General features: G+C 46.5%; 12 protein-coding genes. 7 read left to right on the top strand and 5 right to left on the bottom strand.

Features of this window, described 5'->3' with window-relative positions:
- Window positions 1-18 precede the first annotated feature (18 nt).
- The 3 genes from NST99_RS07970 to NST99_RS07960 form a co-directional block, all read right to left on the bottom strand.
- Window positions 19-510: a pyridoxamine 5'-phosphate oxidase family protein gene (locus NST99_RS07970; protein ID WP_076110475.1), complete on the bottom strand. Its 492-nt coding sequence runs from the start codon at window positions 508-510 to the stop codon at window positions 19-21.
- A 127-nt stretch (window positions 511-637) separates the two neighbouring features.
- On the bottom strand, window positions 638-2,116 hold the full coding sequence (locus NST99_RS07965) for a response regulator (RefSeq protein ID WP_341090915.1): 1,479 nt from the start codon (window positions 2,114-2,116) through the stop codon (window positions 638-640).
- On the bottom strand, window positions 2,113-3,843 hold the full coding sequence (locus NST99_RS07960; RefSeq protein WP_341090913.1) for a cache domain-containing sensor histidine kinase: 1,731 nt from the start codon (window positions 3,841-3,843) through the stop codon (window positions 2,113-2,115). Before NST99_RS07960 ends, NST99_RS07965 begins: the two co-directional genes overlap by 4 nt.
- 163 nt (window positions 3,844-4,006) lie before the next feature.
- On the opposite strand from NST99_RS07960, the gene NST99_RS07955 reads away from it, so the two are divergent.
- The 5 genes from NST99_RS07955 to gtfA all read left to right on the top strand — a co-directional run bounded on the left by NST99_RS07955 (window position 4,007) and on the right by gtfA (window position 10,751).
- Window positions 4,007-5,275, top strand: coding sequence for an ABC transporter substrate-binding protein (locus tag NST99_RS07955; protein ID WP_341090912.1), 1,269 nt, complete (start codon window positions 4,007-4,009; stop codon window positions 5,273-5,275).
- A gap of 96 nt (window positions 5,276-5,371) precedes the next feature.
- On the top strand, window positions 5,372-6,211 hold the full coding sequence (locus NST99_RS07950) for a carbohydrate ABC transporter permease (protein WP_341097588.1): 840 nt from the start codon (window positions 5,372-5,374) through the stop codon (window positions 6,209-6,211).
- 2 nt (window positions 6,212-6,213) lie between these two features.
- Window positions 6,214-7,035 (top strand): carbohydrate ABC transporter permease, encoded by an 822-nt coding sequence (locus NST99_RS07945; RefSeq protein ID WP_341090910.1) that lies wholly within the window; start codon window positions 6,214-6,216, stop codon window positions 7,033-7,035.
- A gap of 35 nt (window positions 7,036-7,070) precedes the next feature.
- On the top strand, window positions 7,071-9,272 hold the full coding sequence (locus NST99_RS07940) for an alpha-galactosidase (RefSeq protein WP_341090909.1): 2,202 nt from the start codon (window positions 7,071-7,073) through the stop codon (window positions 9,270-9,272).
- Window positions 9,273-9,305: 33 nt separating this feature from the next.
- Window positions 9,306-10,751 (top strand): sucrose phosphorylase, encoded by a 1,446-nt coding sequence (gtfA, locus tag NST99_RS07935; RefSeq protein ID WP_341090908.1) that lies wholly within the window; start codon window positions 9,306-9,308, stop codon window positions 10,749-10,751.
- Between the two features lie 77 nt (window positions 10,752-10,828).
- Here the strand turns inward: gtfA and NST99_RS07930 are convergent, their stop codons facing one another.
- A complete protein-coding gene (locus NST99_RS07930) occupies window positions 10,829-11,227 on the bottom strand; it encodes a hypothetical protein (protein ID WP_341090906.1) in 399 nt (132 codons plus the stop codon).
- Window positions 11,228-11,816: 589 nt separating this feature from the next.
- On the opposite strand from NST99_RS07930, the gene NST99_RS07925 reads away from it, so the two are divergent.
- Complete coding sequence (locus tag NST99_RS07925; protein ID WP_341090905.1) at window positions 11,817-14,903, top strand: hybrid sensor histidine kinase/response regulator; 3,087 nt, start codon at window positions 11,817-11,819, stop codon at window positions 14,901-14,903.
- 43 nt (window positions 14,904-14,946) lie between these two features.
- Window positions 14,947-16,089, top strand: coding sequence for a response regulator (locus NST99_RS07920; RefSeq protein WP_341090904.1), 1,143 nt, complete (start codon window positions 14,947-14,949; stop codon window positions 16,087-16,089).
- Between the two features lie 77 nt (window positions 16,090-16,166).
- Here NST99_RS07920 and NST99_RS07915 read toward each other — a convergent pair whose 3' ends face one another.
- Window positions 16,167-20,495, bottom strand: coding sequence for a collagen binding domain-containing protein (locus tag NST99_RS07915; protein ID WP_341090902.1), 4,329 nt, complete (start codon window positions 20,493-20,495; stop codon window positions 16,167-16,169).
- Window positions 20,496-20,649: the final 154 nt, after the last annotated feature.

Below are 20,649 nucleotides of genomic sequence, written 5' to 3'. Positions count from 1 at the left end.
GATTATCGCCACGGACTCCTACTTCAAATCAATCGTCTCATTGAGATTCGATTGCTCCGTATCCTGCTTCGTTAGCCGTTTAAACAGGTAAGTCACTTTCTCAGCCAGATTGCCGCTCTTCCAATATTCAGCCGCTTCAGCTTGGACCCGGATCAGAATCACGTCGGGGTCATCATAGCTGGTTTGGAGAAAAGCATCGTAGCCTGGATTCCAAAATTCTTTTTTCTTCTCCACATCCTGCACGAGCTTGGCTGTTCCACGGATGGAGACATAGGATTTATCAGCGTATATGACATTAACCCTCGGGTCATGAAGAATTTCCTCGAATTTGCTGGTATCCTTCTTGGTAAGAAACCATAAATCTCCATCGAACTCGACTTCCTGTGTCTTCATGGGACGGGATACCAGTCCTTCGGCCGATATCGTTGTTAACATGGCCGTATCAATGCCTTTGATCAAATCTCTAACCGTCTCGACAGCTTCCTGATGACTGTTGTTCAAATTAGACATGCTTATCGCCTCATTTCTTCCGGGTTATGGATAGGTTATCCAAATGCATATCAATTATTACCCAGAAAGCGCAAAACATTACCTGTTCATTTCAGCTCTGCGGCGTGATGGGTGTGTACATGCTAACCTATAACCGAGCCTGCTTCTTGTATTCTGTCGGGTAGCAGCCTTCGGATTCTATAAATAATTTGACGAAATGCCTGGTGCTGTAATATCCCACTTGCAGGGCGATATCTTTTACCGGAAGGTTGGTCGTACTTAAAAGCTCCTTGGCCCGGTGAATCCGCAGACGAGTCAAATATTTCGTAAATGTGGTCCCTGTCTTCTTGTGGAAGGTAGAGCTCAGATAATTAGGTGTGATTCTTAGCCTCTCCGCCAACTGGGCAATGGAGATATCGCTGGCATAATGTTGTTCAATAGAATAGATCACTTCTGAGATCATATCCGGAGGCTCGCCCTCCAGTTTTTTCTTGTCCGTTAACAGCTTATCCGCATGGCGGGTAAGCAGGGCCGTCAGCTCAACAGTTTCAAGCTCAGCACTATCATTCATTCCATATTGAATAAAACTCCGCATATGCTTTATTTGTTGCTTGGAGTGTTGTTCCGTCCTTAACAGGGTCGTAATTTCTTCCAGCTCCCAACAGTAATCCATATAGAGATGGTGATGATAATCATCGACCAGCTTGGTTAATACAAGTCCCATATGAGCTGCTGCAGGAGGCTGCTTCTGAAGTTCTTCAAGCGAAAATCTGTGGTTAATTCCTATGACGGCACGCAGCGGCAGCAACCGGCGAATGTCCTGCAGACCTGCCAGCATGCCGCCAATATTTGCATATATGCTGCTATCAACCTGAGTATAGGCAATTCTTTGGTCTGTCAGACGGTTTATTCGGTGATATATGCTGTCAGTAATCGCTTCCATCTTCACGCCGTCTTTAGGATTCCCCTCCTGCCAACACATCGCCACCGCCGTTTCCCCGCTAGTCAGCGTAAATATTGCCACACGGCAAGTTAAAGTGGACCATCCACTGACTGTCTCCTGAATTGCACTGTATAAACGGCGCTTGGCTTGTTCCATTTGTCCCGGGAACGCATGGGTATCTGTCGCAATCAGTAACACTTTATATTTCGTATAACGGGCTTCGGAGATGAATTCTGCCAAGCCGGGGGACTGCCCGTTAGTCAAAGCTGCCAGCAGGTAATGCTCAAATTCGTCGTCAAGCCTTTGGTAGGTCTGATCAAGCTTAGTAAAAAGTGAATCCAGGACCGATCCCAGCTCCTCCATCCCCAGAGGCTTTAATAAATACATAAAGGCTCCCAGGCTAAGCGCCTTGCGGGCATAATCAAACTCGGAGAAACCCGACAAAATGACCCATTGGGTATGGGGTGAAAGCTTGCGGCCGTGTTCAATCGCTTCCAGTCCGTTCATTTTGGGCATTCGGATATCGACAAAAGCTACATCGGGCTGCATTTTTGACAAAGCATTCAGCAGGTCCTCCCCGTTGGTTGCCTCACCGGCAATTGAAATGTCGCGCTCCGATTCCTCCAGCATGCTGATCAATGAGACTCTGGATAGCTTCTCATCATCTGCAACAAGCACTCTCATTTCTCCACATCCTTAAGCGGTATTCGAATGGTCACGGTGGTCCCCATTCCGGGCGAGCTGTGAATATCAAAGGCAGCGGACGGATAAGCAAATTTCAAACGCTCCTGCACATTACGCAGTCCAATGCTATCCTCTAATTCAGCGGCTGGTTCCAGGAACCCCACTCCGCTATCTTCTATTTTTATGATTAGGCAATCTTCGCCCTCCTGCTCCAGACCCGCATTGACAACAAGGCGGCAGGGCATGGCTGAAGGTTCAATCCCGTGAATAATCGCATTCTCGACCAGTGGCTGAAGCAGCAGTTTCGGAATCTTGAATTCTGAAATCCGCGGATCGAACTGCAGGCTGAACTCCAGACGTTCATCAAAGCGCAATTTCTGCAAGCCGCAATATTTGTGCAGAAAAGTAAAGGTTTCCCCTATGGTAGTCCAATTTTCCTGAACAAGCGTATATCGCAGCAGCGAGCTGAGAGAAAGGATGGCCTCCTCCAGTTTTTTCTTCTCGCCGATCCTGTTCAGCGCGAAAAATCCATTTAACGTATTGAACAGAAAATGCGGCTCAATCTGGGCTTGCAACGCCCGGAATCTCATCTCCTTTTCATTCAAGACGGCGACGTATTCTTTTTGGATCAGCTCGTTAATGGTGTCAATCATATGGTTAAAGGAGTATCCCAGACTGGCGATTTCGTCTTTGCCGACGGGCTCCAGCCGGACCTGGAAATCCCCTCTTTCCACCTGCTTCATCGCCTGTTTCATTTGAAGAAAGGGACCCACAATCCAGCGCGAAACATAACGAAGCAGCAGCAATGTGAGCAGCAGGCCGATAAAGGCGAATAGCAGCCCTACAATATACATCCATTCCACCTTTTCCCTCAGCTCTGATTTCGAAAGCAGGGCAACCATTTTCCAATTGGCCTGGCGAATCGGTTTGGAGATGACGACATAAGATTCTCCGGAATCTTTAACCTGAGATACCCCTGCACTGGAGATCTCCTGGAGAATGTGCTCTGACAAAGGGGCCGTGGAATAAAAGACCTCTCCCTTTTCATTAAGAATGGCACTAATGGACCGCACGCCAAAATCCTTGATCACAATCTCGTCCAGCAAGCTTGTCTCCGCATCAGCCATAATGACAGCCAGCGGACGAAGGGATTCAGGATCTTTAATAACGCGGGCTACGGAAAATACACGTTTGGTCAGCGGGGCTGTAAAATAATCCTGATGGTGGGTGCTAATAAAGGTTGCTTTGCCATCCGCCTGTACCGTTTGAAGATACCACGGCTGATCAAAAAACGGATAATCTTCAACAACATCCGACAGACCGTTGGTCTGGCTGTAGACGTCACCATTCTGAGTCAGCAGCAAGGCGGCTGATAAATTGTTGCCGTAGGTCAGCAGAAATGCCGGCAGGAAGGTATTTAAGGATAGCTCCACCGGGTATTTGACGGAATCGGTATTGGAAGAATAATCAGAAGTATTCTTAGTAATCAATGCTTGCATTAATTCCGGGCTAAAATAGGGAAGATAAGTGATTTGCTCTAACTGTTCCAGATAGGTCACAATATGTTCAGTCATGGAGGTAAGCGTGTTCCGCGTCAGCGCTTCGGTCTCCCGTTCCAATAGGTACTGATAATAAGCCGGCATGCAAACCATGATAATCGCCACGGGGATGGCAATGATCAACGCGTAAGAAAGGGTTAATTTGGATCGCAGCGTATGCAGTTTCATGGAAAGCCCCTCCTTTACTACAACAAGAATAAGGAAAGTACAACAAGAAGTCAATTCGAGAAATGAGCGCATAAATCGTAGAATGGTGTCATTTGTTAGCGCTTTTATAAATGCTATTCTTTTGTATGTAAGCGCGTTAATTAATAATTGGGGGATGAAAAAAATGAAGAAGAAATATCTAAGTTCTGTACTGGCCGCCGGTCTCTGTCTCGGACTAGCTGCCTGCAGCAATAACGAAAACAAGAATGTGGAAGGTGCAGCAGAAAACGTCAAGCTGACCATGATGCTGACCGTAGGTGAACAGGGTGTGCGGGATGTCATCCAGGAAATTGTAGCGAACTATCAAACGGAACATCCGGAGACACAAATTGAGGTTCAATTTCCAGGCTCCAACTATGAAAGTATTATGAAAATGAAAATGGCCTCCAACGAATTGCCGGATATTTTCGATACCCATGGCTGGGCCAAGCTCCGTTACGGGGATTACACCATGGATCTTAAAAACGAACCTTGGGCAGCAAAAATGACAGATACGATCAAACCCACGCTTACGGATGAAAGCGGTAAAGTCTACGCGCTGCCGCTCAACGAAGCGAAAGACGGCCTTTTCTATAATGTTAATGTACTTGAGAAATACGGTGTGACGCCGCCGGCTACCCTGGATGAGCTGCTGGCTTCCGCTGAAAAAATCAAAACAGAAAGCAAAGGCGAAGTCATTCCGATGTTCTTCTCCGGGCTTGATCCTTGGACCATCGGCCAGTTCTTTGATATGATGGCAAATCCGCTTCTGATTACTCCGCCGCAGAATGAAGCCCAGGCACTTCTTGACGGCACCTTCGACTGGAATAAATGGACCTATCTGCCTGAGAAATTCAAGGAAATATATGACAAGGGCTATACGAACAACGACTTGCTGACGGCAAAATATGCGGATGAAGCCCGCCTTTTCGCTGAAGACAAGCTGGCATTTGCGTTCCACACTCCTTCGTCCTATGCAGATATCCAAAAGATCAATCCTGATGTGAAAATGGGAATCGCTCCGCTGCCGGCTATTGCTGCAGGCGACGAGCCTACCTTTGCCGGAGGCGAGCGCCTTGCACTGGGGGCATGGAAGGACACCAATTATCCAGAGCAAACGAAAGATTTCCTGAATTATATGGCACAGCCGGACAATGTCAAGAAAGTATCTGATGCCACCCTTTCTCCAGCCGCCCTCAAGGATGTATCCGGCGGTGGCGCTTTCAGTGATTACTATGATCAATATAAAGACACTAAAGTACTGCCTTATTTTGACCGGATCTACCTTCCTAACGGCATGTGGGATGTAATGATTACGAACGCCCAGGAATTGTTGGCCGGAAATATCACCGCTAAGAAATACAGCGAGAATATGAAGTCAGAAGTAGAACGGCTAAAAGCTCAGCAGAAATAGATATAGAGCAGGAACAGAGAGTCCTCACTGAAGAGAGGGCTCTCTATTCCTCATAGAGGAGGGAATTGTGTGAAGAAATCATTACTCGGAATCAATATGATGTACGTGCCGGCATTGATTTTGTTTGCTGCATTTATTTTTTACCCGTTTATGAACGGCATACGGATCTCTTTTACAAACTGGGACGGCTATTCGCAAAATTCCGCCTGGGTTGGCTTAGCCAACTATAAACGCTTATTTACAGATCCGAATATAGGAACGGTTGTCAAAAATACATTAACCTACGGTTTGGGCAGCACAATTCTGCAAAACTTGTTTGGCTTGCTGTACGCGCTTTTGCTGAACCAGAGCATTAAAGGCAGAGGGATCGTTAGAACAATCATCTATTTGCCGGTCATTATCAGCCCTTTGATCATGGGTTACATTTGGTATTTTATCTTCCAGATGAACGGCGGCGCCTTGAACGATCTGGTTAAGCTATTTGGCGAAGATCCGGTTAATTTCCTGGCCAATCCGCAGCTGAATGTCTGGCTGATTACACTGGTCAACACTTTTCAATTTGTCGGTACGGCCATGATTATTTATTTGGCAGGCCTGCAGTCCATTTCTCCCGATTATTATGAAGCAGCTTCATTGGACGGCGCATCCGCTTGGCAGCGTTTCAAGAATGTCACCTTCCCCCTGCTAGCCCCGTCAATTACTATCAATGTGGTCATTAATATCATTGGCGGACTGAAGCTGTTTGACGTAATCATCGCTCTAACCAACGGAGGTCCCGGCTACGCCTCACAGTCTCTGTCGACGATGATGTACCAAATGTATTTTGCCAGACAGGACGCTGGATACGCGGCATCTATGGGTAACTTAATGTTCTTTATTACTAGCATTATCGGCATAGCTGCATTGATTCTGCTGCGGAGAAAGGAGAATGCATAATAATGGCAACCCCCAAAATAAATAAGTGGCAAATCGCGTTGATGGCGCTGATTGGCGTAGTTCATATTGTTCCGCTGTACCTATTAGTCAGCACCGCATTCAAAAAGGAAAGTGATTTAAGTTCGAAGTGGGTTCTTCCGGGTTATTTCAATCTGGACAATTTCAAGAATGCTTGGCAATATGCCAATCTGGACCGTGCCTTTATTAATAATATAATCATCACGTTTTTTGCAGTTCTCATTATTCTGGTTGTCGGTTCGCTTGCCTCCTACCCGTTGTCCCGTTTTCAGACACGCTTGAATAAATTCGTTTATATTCTGTTCATTTCCGCGCTGATCGTCCCCCCCTTGACCGTGTTAGTGCCGCTATACCAGTTCATCGTGGACTTGAATGGTCTAAATACGTATTGGGGTGTGATCCTGCTCAATGTAACCTTCAATCTTCCGATGACCATTTTCTTGTACACCGGTTTTATCAGCACCATCCCCAAAGAATTGGATGAAGCCGGGATGATTGACGGAACCTCCAGAGTAGGACTATTTTTCAAAATCATTTTGCCGCTGCTGCAGCCCGTAACGGTGACGGCGATTATTTTATCAGGGGTTTCGATCTGGAATGACTATCAATTCTCTCTTTTCTTCCTGCAATCGTCCAGCATGCATACACTGACAGTGGCCTTATCCGCATTTTTCTCCCAGTTTACCAGCAATCTGAGCTGGGTAGCCGCCGGATCTCTGATGTCCATGCTGCCGCTTACGCTGTTGTATCTTTTCCTCCAGCGTTTTTTCATTGCCGGCTTATCCGCCGGGGCTGTAAAAAGCTGAACCTCGTTAATTAACCGTTAAAGGAGTGAGCCCAGATGAGTATACAATTCGATGCCGAATCCCGTACGTTCCATTTAACAGCGGCTGAGACCAGCTATATACTGCGAATTATTGATGGGGGCTATCTGGCCCATCTCTATTGGGGCAAACGTCTGCGCCGATATGATGGCAGCAATGCGCTGCAATATTTGGACCGGGGATTCTCCCCTAACCCCAACCCGGATGACCGCACGTTCTCCCTTGACACACTTCCGCAGGAATATCCGGCTTACGGAGGCACTGATTTCCGCAATCCGGCCTATCAAATTCAGGGCATGGATGGTACAACCGTCTCCGATCTGCGGGTGATCTCCTATCAGATTATACAGGGAAAACCGTCCTTAGACGGTCTTCCCGCTACTTATGTGGAAGACGAAGATGAAGCGCAGACCCTGCAAATCCATCTGCTGGATCCTATCCTTGATCTCTCCGTTACGTTGTCTTATACCGTTTACGAAAGACGAAATGTAATTGCCCGCTCCGTCCGGCTGCTGAATAAAGGAGCAGAACCCTTGCAGGTCCTGCGGGCTTTCAGCGCCAATGTCGATTTCCGCGATGACCATTTTGACATGGTACATCTTCCCGGCGCCTGGGCCAGAGAACGGCATATTGAACGACAACCGCTGCATAAGGGAATCCAGTCTATTGAGAGCCGCCGGGGCGCCAGCAGCCACCAGCATAATCCCTTTCTTGCCTTGGCACGAAAAGGAGCTACAGAAGCATGCGGTGAGATCTTTGCATTCAGTCTGGTGTACAGCGGAAGCTTTACAGCCTCAGCGGAAGTGGATCAGTTCTCGACCACGAGGGTCTCTATGGGGATCAATGATTTTGACTTCAGCTGGAGACTTGAGCCTGGCGGGACATTTCAATGTCCTGAAGCGATCCTTGTCTACTCGGCGAATGGGTTGGGAGAAATGTCCCGGACGTTTCATGGTTTGTTCAGAGAACGTTTATGCCGCGGGGAATACCGCGACCAGGTCCGCCCCATTCTGATTAACAACTGGGAAGGAACCTACTTTGACTTTACTGCAGACAGTATTGAACGGATCGCAGAAGCCGGCAGCTCACTTGGCATGGAGCTGTTTGTCTTGGATGACGGCTGGTTTGGCAAACGCGATGATGATAAGTCTTCCCTCGGAGACTGGTTTGTCAATGAGAACAAGCTGGAGGGCGGATTGAACAGGCTGGCCGGGCGAATCGTGGACAAGGATATGCAATTCGGCTTATGGTTCGAGCCGGAAATGGTCTCACAGGAAAGTGAGCTGTACCGCATGCATCCTGATTGGTGTCTGCATGTTCCCGGCCGCAACCGTTCAGAGGGACGCAACCAGCTGGTTCTTGACTTCTCGCGGACGGAAGTATGCGACGAAATCATCTCCATGGTTTCGGGCATCCTGTCGTCCGCCCCGATTACCTATGTCAAATGGGACATGAATAGACATATGACAGAGATCGGCTCGGCGACCCTTCCGCCGGTAAGACAACGCGAAACCGCTCACCGCTATATCCTTGGCTTGTATAGAGTAATGGAGGAACTGACGGCAACATTCCCGCATGTCCTATTCGAAAGCTGTTCAGGCGGAGGCGGGCGTTTTGATCCAGGCATGCTGTATTATATGCCTCAGACCTGGACAAGCGATAACACAGATGCCGTGTCCCGCTTGAAGATTCAATATGGAACAAGCCTTGTCTATCCGATTATCTCCATGGGTGCCCATGTCTCCGCGGTTCCGAATCATCAAGTCCACCGCAGCACTTCACTGGACATCCGCGGGCATGTCGCCATGAGCGGGAACTTCGGATACGAGCTTGACGTAACCGTGTTAAGCGAAGAAGAAAAAGCTGAGATTCGGAGGCAAATTGAGCTGTATAAAACAAACCGGATGTTAATCCAATTTGGCGGTTTTTACCGGCTGCTCAGCCCGTTTGAAGGGAATGAAACGTCATGGATGTTTGTTTCCGCCGACCAAAGCGAAGCGCTAGTCTTTTATTTCAGAACCGGAGCGGAGGCAAACAGCCGGGTGAGCTCGGTTCGATTGCAAGGTCTGGATGAGAGCAGCGATTACTCCTGCAACAAAGGCGGCGTCTATGGCGCGGATGAACTGATGAACAGCGGGCTTGCTATTCCCGCATTATGGAATGACGATTATGAAAGCATCATGTGGAAATTAACACGAGAAACGAACATCACCCGCTAACAAAACTTACAGGGCAGAGAGGAACATTTTATTATGCAAATCAAAAATGAAGCTATGCTGATCACCTATGCCGATAGCTTGGGACGCAATTTACAAGAATTGAATGAAATATTAGACGAGCATTTGAAAGGAGTGGTCGGCGGGGTCCATTTACTGCCCTTCTATCCTTCGTCCGGCGACCGCGGATTTGCACCCATGGATTATACCCAAGTGGATGAAGCCTTTGGATCATGGTCTGAGGTTGAAGAGATGAGCGGGAAATTCTATATGATGTACGACTTTATGATCAATCACATTTCCAGACAGTCGCCTTATTTCCGGGATTTTCTGGATAAAAAGGAGGATTCGGAATATGCTGATCTGTTCATCCGCTATAAGGACTTCTGGCCCGGCGGCGAACCCACAGATGCGGATGTCGATCTGATCTATAAACGCAAGCCCCGTGCTCCGTACGTTGAAGTCACATTTAAAGACGGCACTACGGAGAAAGTCTGGTGTACCTTTGATGAGCAGCAAATTGATCTGGATGTGACAACAGAAACCACGAAGAAGTTTGTCCGGGACAATCTGACTTTTCTCGCCGGAAAGGGAGCCTCAATTATCCGCTTAGATGCTTTTGCTTATGCTAACAAAAAGATTGGAACGAACTGCTTTTTTGTAGAGCCGGAGATCTGGGAAATGCTCAAGTATTCCGAAGATATTGTAAATCCAACCGGTATCACCGTGCTGCCGGAAATTCACGAGCATTACAGCATTCAGCTGAAGATTGCCGAGCAGGGTTATTATGTCTACGATTTTGCGCTCCCGATGCTTGTGCTGCATGCGCTGTTCAGCGGGAATGTCCATCGTCTGGCCCACTGGCTGCAGATTTGTCCGCGCAAACAATTCACCACCCTGGATACTCATGACGGTATCGGAGTCGTTGATGTGAAGGACTTATTATCGGATGAGGAAGCGGAAATGACCCGTGAACATCTCTACAGCCAAGGCGCCAATGTTAAGAAAATTTACAGTACGGAAGCATACAACAATCTCGATATTTATCAGATTAATTGCACTTATTATTCTGCACTCGGAAACGACGATCAGGCCTATCTGCTGGCGAGGGCTCTTCAGTGTTTTGCACCGGGTATCCCGCAAATCTATTATGTAGGCTTGCTGGCCGGAGAGAATGATATTGAACTGCTGGAGAGCACGAAGGAAGGACGCAATATTAACCGGCACTATTATACCAAAGAGGAAATTGAAGTTGAGACCAAACGCCCCGTTGTTCAAAAGTTGTTCCAGTTGCTGAAATTCAGAAACAGCTGCCCTGCCTTCAGTGGCGATATTGCCATTCAAGAGAAAAGCAGTCATGAGCTGGAAATCACGTGGAAACATCAAGCTAGTGAGGCAAAGCTTGCAGCGAATCTTCTGACCAAGCAATTTACCATTCTGGCTAGAGAACAGGCAGCAGAGTGGACTGAGGTATTTGTGTAGGGTAGAATATAAATAACCAGCGCGCACGGATGCAACCCGTGCGCGCTGGTTCATTTTTTGTATCCGATAAAATAAAATCAGCTATCATACATCATGGAGCAGATGATAGAACGTTGAAGATCTAATTCTCTTTTTACAATCTTATAAACTTCTTCCAGCGATGAGGCAAACACTAAATCTTCTTGAGCGAAATAAGCTAGTGTTACTGCTATACTCTCTTCATACGTTATAAAATAAGGACTATCCTTACTTTGCAGGGTCTCTCGTGCCATTTCAATTAAGTCTATGTAATCCGCATATAGGCGCTCTCGGATGGATACTGCATCTGCACTTAAGGGACTCCAAGAATAAGCTCCTCCTTCAACAACTGCAGTTGAACCTTCAAGAAAAGTTAATCCCGAATATTTGTTAATAAGTTCTGCATAACGTTTTTCAATCCCCAAATATGTCTGTACAAGGATGCTCACAGTGCTCAAACAAACTTGCCTCCTATCTTAATAATTAATATGAAGACAAGATTCTATTTCTTTTTTCAAAAATGATCTCAAGAGCTTCATTTTAGCTGACTCAAGTATATATGTATTTAAAGTTTCTGTACATATATATGAATATTTTAATATTTGAAAAATAAGCTTTTTTTTAAACTCCAATATACGAAGAAACACGCATACGGCGGACCATCGTGGAAGAACGCTCAAATCATTTATAACTGAGGATAAGATCAGCGCTCCTGGATTTTGGAGAGCTCCTTTTTCGTTTACTGGTTGGGATTGTATAACATATTTGTAACATTAATCTCAAATAATGTTAATATAATGAGGGTCAGCATCATGAACGCTCCGCGCTGCTATGCTTATCATCAAGCCGGCATGCTGCATGGGATTAAGCTGCCCGTCTCCCTGAAATAGCCGGAGAACAGAAGGTTCAGGCAACAAAAAAAATCGAAACAAAAAGAGATCAACGGAGTAATACCATTGATCTCTTTTCTGTTTAATTAGAGCAATTACAATTTCAAGTACATTTTTAGAGGAGAATCATATTGTCACGTCGAATGAGAGGTTCATTATGAAGAAAACTAAAATATGGCTAATATCTATAATATTCATGGCCATCTTAACCGGCTTACGTTTGGAATGGCTGCAATTTAATCTGGCTGCAAACTATCCTGTTGCGGAACAAGGAGTACTGGATCTGCGGGGATGGGATTCTCTGACCGAACACTCTCTTCCGCTGAATGGCGAATGGGAATTCTATCCCGGTGTGCTCCCTTTCAGGAATGGCAGTTCATTGTCTCAACCTCAACCACCAAGCCAATGGATCCAAGTTCCGGCCTCTTGGAATTTAGAGGATGATTTATATGGCAAGGACAAATATGGGTCCGGCACTTACCGCTTGAGGATTCGAGTAGACCCAGACAAGGGAAAGTCTTATGGCGTCCACATCACTAGGATAAAAAGTTCGTCAGAAGTATACATAAACCGGCAGCTGCTAGGTCACTCAGGACAGCCGGGAATGACCAAAGACAACTACATACCACTAGAAAAACCCTACACAATGTATTTTTCATTAAAAGATGAGACAGAAATTGAACTTATCATACAAGTCTCCAATTTTGAAGAAATTCGTAGTGGAGGGATTGTTCATTCCGTTGAATTCGGACTGGAAAACGCACTTAGAAAAAACTTGAAAATAGAAGAAAATGTACTTTGGATCGCCTGTGTGGCTTATGCCCTTCATGCCCTTTACGGACTTATATTATATATTTTAGGAGCCCGGAACAAGCAATTGATTTCTTTCTCAATGATGATAGTTTGTATTATTTTCGCTACGTTACTAACCGATGCAAGGTTATTGTATAAGTGGCTTCCCTTCACCTATATCTGGGGACAAAAAATTGTTTATATCGTCATGCTGGCAGGTGCATTTTTTTTGCAGCAATTGATTAAGGACAAGCTTCCTTCCTGGGTACCCCTCCGGGCGGTTCGACTCTACAATCTTCTGTGCTGTGTTGCAATCCTGGCAGTGTGCCTTCTGCCTCTACATCTTGTGAAGGATCATGAAATACTGTATTTCGCTCTTATGTTCATTCCTTGTCTGCTTACACCTTATGTGATGTACAGATTGACGGTTAAACAGGTTTCAGATAATATTTTTCTGTTCCTAGCGGCTCTTGCTGCTATCAGCAGTATGATTTGGCTTCTTATTTATGAAAAAGCCCGGATTGAGGTACCTTCATACCCGTTCGACCTTGTCATTGCGATGATTTGTATTGCAGCCTTTTGGTTCAAGCGCTTTATCGGGGTGTCACGGGACGCTCAGGAGCTGGCAGGTATACTGCAAAAGGCAGACAAACAAAAGGACGAGTTTCTGTTTACTGTGGCCCATGAACTACGTAATCCACTGCACGGTATGATTAACCTCTCAGAGTCGGTATTCGACAGAGAACAGAACAAGCTGGGGATAAACAGTGCTAACGACCTTCATTTGCTGGTCAAGGTTGGCCGGCGTATGTCTTATATGCTGAACGATCTGCTGGATATCGCCAGACTTAAGGAAAATCAGATTCATTTAAACTTTGAGGCTATCTCCGTACATGGCGTTGCTTCAACTGTTCTCGATATGCTTCGCTTTATGATAGAGGGCAAGCCTATTCAGTTGGTTAATTGTATACCGGCAGATTTCCCGCCAGTATTTGCTGATGAGTATAGATTGAATCAAATTCTGTTCAATCTTTTACATAACGCTATAAAGTACTCCGAAGCAGGCGAGGTTTCAGTGTATGCCGAAATTAAAGGCGAATGGGCGAGCATTTCGGTTGCAGATCCGGGGATGGGGATGGATTCGGAAACAATGAGCAGAGTATTCGAGGCGTACGTTCAGGCACCTTTAGACTCGACTTCATTCAGGGGGGGAGTTGGCCTGGGGCTTAACATATGTAAGCAGCTTGTTGAAATGCATGGTGGAACGATAGAGGTACGGTCGGAGAGCAATATCGGCTCAATTTTCACTTTCACATTAAAGCTTGCTACAGATGGAGCTGCTGGAAAGCTTACTGCACGGGTACCTGAAGCTCCAGAAAATAGTACTGTAAGCAATGATGTTAGAGCTTCTCTTGATGCGAAACCTCCTTACACAGAGCTAAATCCCCTTTCGTCTACTGATAGGATACAATTGATGATTGTTGATGATGATCCTGTTAATCTAAATGTGCTTAAATCAATTTTCGTGAATGAGCATTATGATCTGTTTTCAGCAAACAACGGCGCGGAAGCATTAGTGCTGCTGGAAACAGGCGTATGGGACCTAATCATTTCCGATGTAACCATGCCGATAATGTCCGGCTACGAACTGACTGCGCGGATTCGCGAACGTTTTTCTATTGCAGAGCTTCCAGTCCTTCTCTTAACAGCCAGTAATCGAGAAAAGGATATTGAAACGGGATTCCGGTCCGGGGCAAATGATTATGTAACCAAACCAGTGAATGCAACCGAACTGAAATCCAGAGTAAGATCGCTGACAAATCTCAAAAAATCGGTAAATGAAGGACTGCGGATGGAAGCTGCATTGCTGCAGGCTCAAATCAAACCTCATTTCCTGATTAATACGTTTAATGCTGTATCTGCTCTCAGTAAGATCGATCGGGGAAAAATGGATGATTTAATCGATGAACTCACCAACTATTTCAGGCTTGGCATAGATTTCCAAAACTCTGACCGCCTTGTAACACTTGATCGGGAGCTTAGTCTTATTCGTTCCTATCTGTATATCCAGCAAAAGCGATTCCAGGACAGGCTTCAGGTGGTATGGGAGATCGACGATAACATACAAGTCGAAATTCCTCCTTTGACTGTTCAACCGCTTGTAGATAATGCCGTTACCCATGGCATATTAAAGAGGCCCGAGGGCGGGGTAGTACGAATTAGAGTAGCCGATATTGGCCAGGCTGTCGAGATTTCCGTTTCCGATAATGGTATGGGGATTGATGAAGAAACCCTCAAACATATTCTAGATATAAAGACAAACAGCCGAACGGGTATTGGTCTGTTAAATACCGACCGGCGGTTAAAACGATTCTGCGGGAGTACGCTGAGAGTGCAGAGCGTAGTCGAATCAGGAACTGTGGTCTCATTCAGTGTGGCGAAAAAACTTTAAGTTAACTGAAACAACTTATTTTGTAAATAGGTGGTGAATGATAATGATTCAAGCTTTGCTTGTAGACGATGAGTATCTGGCCCTAATGAATCTGGAACTGATGCTGAACGAAATGCCCATGGTTAACGTTGTCGGAGCTTATACGGATCCGGCCAAGGCTGTACAAGCATCTGCACAGTTGAATCCAGACGTCATATTTCTGGATATCGAAATGCCGGGGCTGAACGGCATGATGGTTGCAGAGCTGCTGCAAATACAGTCTCCGCGAACCAAGATAGTCTTTTTGACCGCCTATAATAACTATGCTGTGGGTGCTTTTGAGCTGAATGCACTGGATTATTTGATGAAGCCTGTAAAGCTGGAGCGATTGCTCAAAACCATTCAGCGTCTTGAGGAGCAAAAGATTGAGGAATCTGCCGGTAAGCACGAAAATAAAACCGTGATCCGCAGTTTTCAGTCGCTCCGGTTCGAACGCTGCGGACAGCCGCTTCCAAATATCCGCTGGCGCACCTTAAAGTCTCAGGAATTATTCGCTTATTTACTACATAACCGCAACCGTTTTGTCGGAAAAAATCATCTCATTGAGATGTTATGGCCCAATATCTCATACAAGAAGGCTTCCACTTTACTGTACACAACAATTTACCAGGTGCGGAATGGTTTGAAACAAGCTGAAATGGATCTGCAAATTAACAGTGTCAGTACCGAAGGAGGATATATCCTAGAGACAGACAACTTGCTTATCGACGTTATAGAATGGGAAAAAGGCATTCAGGCGCTCTCCGCCATTAATCACGATAATTATCACGAACATCAGCAGTTATTTGATTTTTATGCAGGAGACTATTTGGGGGATTATGATTACTTATGGGCGGAAAGTGAACGGCAGCGCTTAAGATCTATCTGGCTGCATCATGCAATGGGCATGGCGGAGTTCTGCACCAATAGCGATAAAATCCCCGAGGCGCTTACTGTATACCAGCGGGTTGTTCAGATGTATCCCTATTTCGAGCAGGCCCATTTCGGACTAATGAAAGTTTATAACAGCATTGGAGAACGCGCGGCAGTCGAGGAGCGCTACAACCTGCTAGCAGAGCTGCTTAACAGAGATCTCAGCATCGGCCCCCCAGCAGAAATAACAAACTGGTATGAAGAATGGAAGCAACTTAATTTAAGAAAGCTCTAGTCTTCTTTTCCTCACAAAACATACGAAGACACCCGCTCTTCAGCTGGGTGTCTTCGTATGTTCCTATGAGTTCTCAATTATTTATTGCGTGTCTTATATCTTCTGGAGAGTCCTGCACCCAGAATAACCAAGACAACTCCGGTCAAATAAAACGATAGTGGACTTTCTTCTCCGGTCTGAGGCAGCCTGTTTGGCCCTTCTTGATTTCCAGGCTTTTGCACTGTGCCTGTAGGCACTTCATCGACCAGAATCTCAATCTCTACCTCCTCGGAGTTCCCATCCTCATCGGTAATGATAATCGTAAACTTATCTTTTCCGGTAAAGCCCTGGTCAGGCACATACTTCCACTTGCCATCAGGTTTAAGCACTATTGTCCCATGTTCAGGATCACTTCCGATACTTGGTACGCCGCCAAGCGGAATTTCCCCTTCAATCGGTATTTCTTTCAATGTGCTGACCTCGGTCCGCTGCGGAGCAGGTGTGATGGCAGGTTGGGTCGGAACCGCTGACGGTACTGTAGAAGGTACGACCGACGGGGTCACTGTTGATGTCGGCGGAGCCGATTCCGTTGGTATTGGTGCTACCGTTGGTGTTGGTGTCACGGTCGGCGTCGGCGTCTGTGGTTCCGCCGGTGTCAGCGGTGCCGATGGCGCTACCGTTGGCGTTGGCGTTGGTGTCGGCGGCGTTGGTGTCGGTGTCGGTGTTGGTGTCGGCGTTGGTGTCGGCGTCGGTGTTGGTGTCGGCGTCGGCGTTGGTGTCGGTGTCGGCGTTGGTGTCGGTGTCGGTGTTGGTGTCGGTGTCGGTGTCGGTGTCGGTGTCGGCGTTGGTGTCGGCGTCGGTGTTGGTGTCGGCGTCGGCGTTGGTGTCGGTGTCGGCGTTGGTGTCGGTGTTGGTGTCGGTGTCGGTGTCGGTGTCGGCGTTGGTGTCGGCGTCGGTGTTGGTGTCGGCGTCGGCGTTGGTGTCGGTGTCGGCGTTGGTGTCGGCGTTGGTGTCGGTGTCGGCGTTGGTGTCGGCGTCGGCGTTGGTGTCGGCGTCGGCGTTGGTGTCGGTGTCGGTGTCGGCGTTGGTGTCGGCGTTGGTGTCGGTGTCGGCGTTGGCGTCGGCGTTGGTGTCGGCGTCGGCGTTGGTGTCGGCGTCGGTGTTGGTGTCGGCGTTGGTGTCGGTGTCGGCGTTGGTGTCGGTGTTGGCGTCGGCGTTGGTGTCGGCGTCGGCGTTGGTGTCGGCGTCGGCGTTGGTGTCGGCGTCGGTGTCGGCGTTGGTGTCGGCGTCGGCGTTGGTGTCGGTGTCGGCGTTGGTGTCGGCGTTGGTGTCGGCGTTGGTGTCGGCGTTGGTGTCGGCGTCGGCGTTGGTGTCGGCGTCGCAGCTTTTTTGTTGGTAATCAGTTGCTCTACGCCTGTTGTTGAATTAATTGTGACCCTATGAGGTTTGGTATCCAGCAGATAGCCACCGGGTGCTGTTTTTTCAATCACAGCATAATTTCCCCCGATCAGTTTAGTGAATTCCAGCTTACCCTCTGCGTCCGTTACCCCCTCACTGATCCAAACCATCTCATCATCAAATACACGGAAGAGATCAAAGGCTGCACCGCTTAACTTCTTGCCAGGATCACTGTAATCCATTTTAATGATGCGTAAAGGTCCTCTGACACCGTTGCCTGTGCCGGAGCCGCTTGAGAGCTTGACCGTGATTTCGCGGTTACTCTCATTCGTAATTTCTTTTACATTTTTACCTTCAAAGCTTACTTTGTTGCTGACCTTTTCATTGTTTTGTGCAGTGATCAGCGACTGGTATTTCAGAATATACGCCTCCGAAATATCCTTCTCAAACTTCAGTGTGAAACTTTCCTTCCCGTCGCTGTCTTTTTGAAGAGCCAGCGTATAATCCGAATCTTTCTCCAGCTCCTCCCCGGTTGGACTAATCGTTCCATCGCTGGAAACCGTTGTTTTGTAGAGATGAAATGTGCTGCTGAGCAGGATTTGATTCTCACTCGGGATGTCCTTAATCAGAGCCTCTTTTACAAGTGATTGGTTACGGTTGATGTTGATGGCCCAGTCAATTTTATTGCCGTTTTGGGTCCCCGTCTTGTTGATATATTCTCCCCCTTGAGGGATATTAACGGAGGCTATCAGGTTTGCAGACTCCTTCACTGTGTCGTTATACAATACAGCCGTATTGTCAACCCTATTCAGATCAATGGCCTGGTCGGCAAACGATGTTTGGAAGGAAACATAAAATGCATAATTGATGTCCTTGTTAAAGCTTATTTTCAGCTTGCCACTATCCATTACTACTGCATAGTCATCTTTACTTACACTGGAGCTTGTAGATGGATTTCCATTCGCACCGTAAACCCATTTGAAGACCTTAACCGAACCCATATCAACGATCTGTCCGCCGGCAATGGTATCCTCCAAAATGGCATTAGCCAGCGTCTTCATATTGTAGTTAGCACCAATATTCCAGGTAATTCTCTTCGTAGTTGCATCATAAGAACCGTTCTTGAGTCCGTTATTCTTCACTTCATCTCTTGGATTCAAAGTAGAAGTCACCGTTTTCCCGCTTGGAGTCGCGACTCCATTCTCGTACCATTCCAGCCCGGCAGTGTTGATAAATCTGTCTTTGCCTGCGGACAGCCAATCATAATTGAATGTTGTGGTATAAGAAATTACATAGGGTACGGAGATCGGATCATTAAAGGTAATGGTGAAGCCGTCATTCGCAGCTGCAGGATCATGTGCTGTGTAGACCACGTCATTGCTGACTGCAGCTCCGCCGCCAATAGGTTGAATTACAAGCGAACCCTTAACAAGCTTTAGCCCCGCATTGCTGAATATATCCTTAACAATCAGGTCGTTCATAATTTTGGAATCCTTGTTAACGGTTATCGTCCATTTTACAGTCTTGTTCAAATAATCAATATTGCTGTAGTTCTTAAATAGAATTTGCTGACTTATACCTTGCCAGGCCGATACAGTTTCTCCATTGTAAGTTACTTTATTGGTAATCGTATCATTGTCAAAGACACGATTCTTCGCTTTCGTCTGATACTCGATCCGGTAGGCAGACTTAACGTTATTGTTAAATTTCATTTCAATATCATAGGTGCTTGCAGTTACAGAGGTGGTTATCGTGTAATCAGTATCAGGAAGCGGCGTACCACCCTTTACTACCTTTCCATTAGGCTCAATTGTAACCGGGAATACCTTTAGCGAGCTTGGGATGAGCTCCTGCGTAGCATTCAAGGAATCCTTCAGTACTGCATTGCTTGCCGGAATCAATTTTTGATTGTAATTGTATTCTATCGCCCAGGAAATAGTCTGACTGGCCTCATCGTAGCCTGCTGCCATTTTGTTTAGTGGTTTTCCCCTTCCCGCCGTTACAGTGACCCTAGATTCCTTGGAGAAACCGTTACCTCCACTAAAAATTGCAGTATTGGAATAGCTGGTAGCATCGGCACCCGCACTTGTAATATCCGTAACGAATTCTATCCGGTATGCCTTGGTCATCGGACTCTCTGTGAATTTCAAGTTCAATTCATCCGGAGTTGAAGATGTAAGATCATATTTGCTGCTGTCAAGTATATTACCCACTGTGACCGAACCATCCAGATTCACATCAAGTTCATGTACCAGGATTGAAGGCGTATCCAGCGACAACCCGTCTGGAAGGTCATCCTTCACAGCTGCATTATCAACACTATCCAAGGCCTTGTTCACATCCACAGTCCAGGCAATTTGGGTCGGATTGTAGAACTGCGGAAGAGTTGTGCCTTTCTTCTCTATGGTTGAACCAACTTTCGGCTTGAACTGCAGTTCAATGATCTCAGTACCGCCATGGATTGGAAAAGTCAGAATCTGCTTAGAAGAGCCATGGATTTTCTTCGAGCTGAGAAGAGAATGGACCGTAAAGGTTCCACCTACCCGGTCATGTTTTTCAATATAATCATTGAATGTGAAGATAACATGATTGTTGTCTTTATTGACTGTATAAGTGCCGACGGATTCACCTTCTAACAGAAGATCTCCGTTCAGGTCGTTGTAAAGTTCAAATTGCCCGGGAAGATCAAATTCAAATGTTGATCCCGCCCCGTACCCATGTCCATCAGCAAGCGCCCATGTATAGTTCAGCTCGGTAAAGGAGTCAAGCTGATATACATTTCCCGTCACGGTCTCCGTGTAATTATCATCGGTGTACACAGCCAGAGTAACGCTTGTGATCAAATTATCCGTAATATTTTTTGGCTCTGCATACACGCGGTCATTAAACCCAAAGCTGTAGGTCCACTGCGTTAACAGTAGAATAACAATTAGCCAGATATTTAACTTCCTTCTTCTCACTTGTGAACTGTCCTCCATTTCGTAAAATCCCTCTTTTACTGCTAGCCGCGTCTCAATGAGACGATTCATTTCCGTGATTCCCCCGTTACACTCCATCCCCCCTGTCCCTTTGACCTCTACAAGTACCCAACTGTATAGATGCCTGATACTGTAATAGTAAATTCCCGGTTTGGACAATTTCTGAACATTTCCCCAAAATACAATTAAAAACTTTCATTTTCCG

This window comes from Paenibacillus sp. FSL L8-0470 (assembly GCF_038008625.1).
Lineage (GTDB): Bacteria > Bacillota > Bacilli > Paenibacillales > Paenibacillaceae > Paenibacillus_AQ.
Note: the sequence above shows the minus strand (reverse complement) of the source record. Positions and strands in the feature narration are given on the sequence as shown.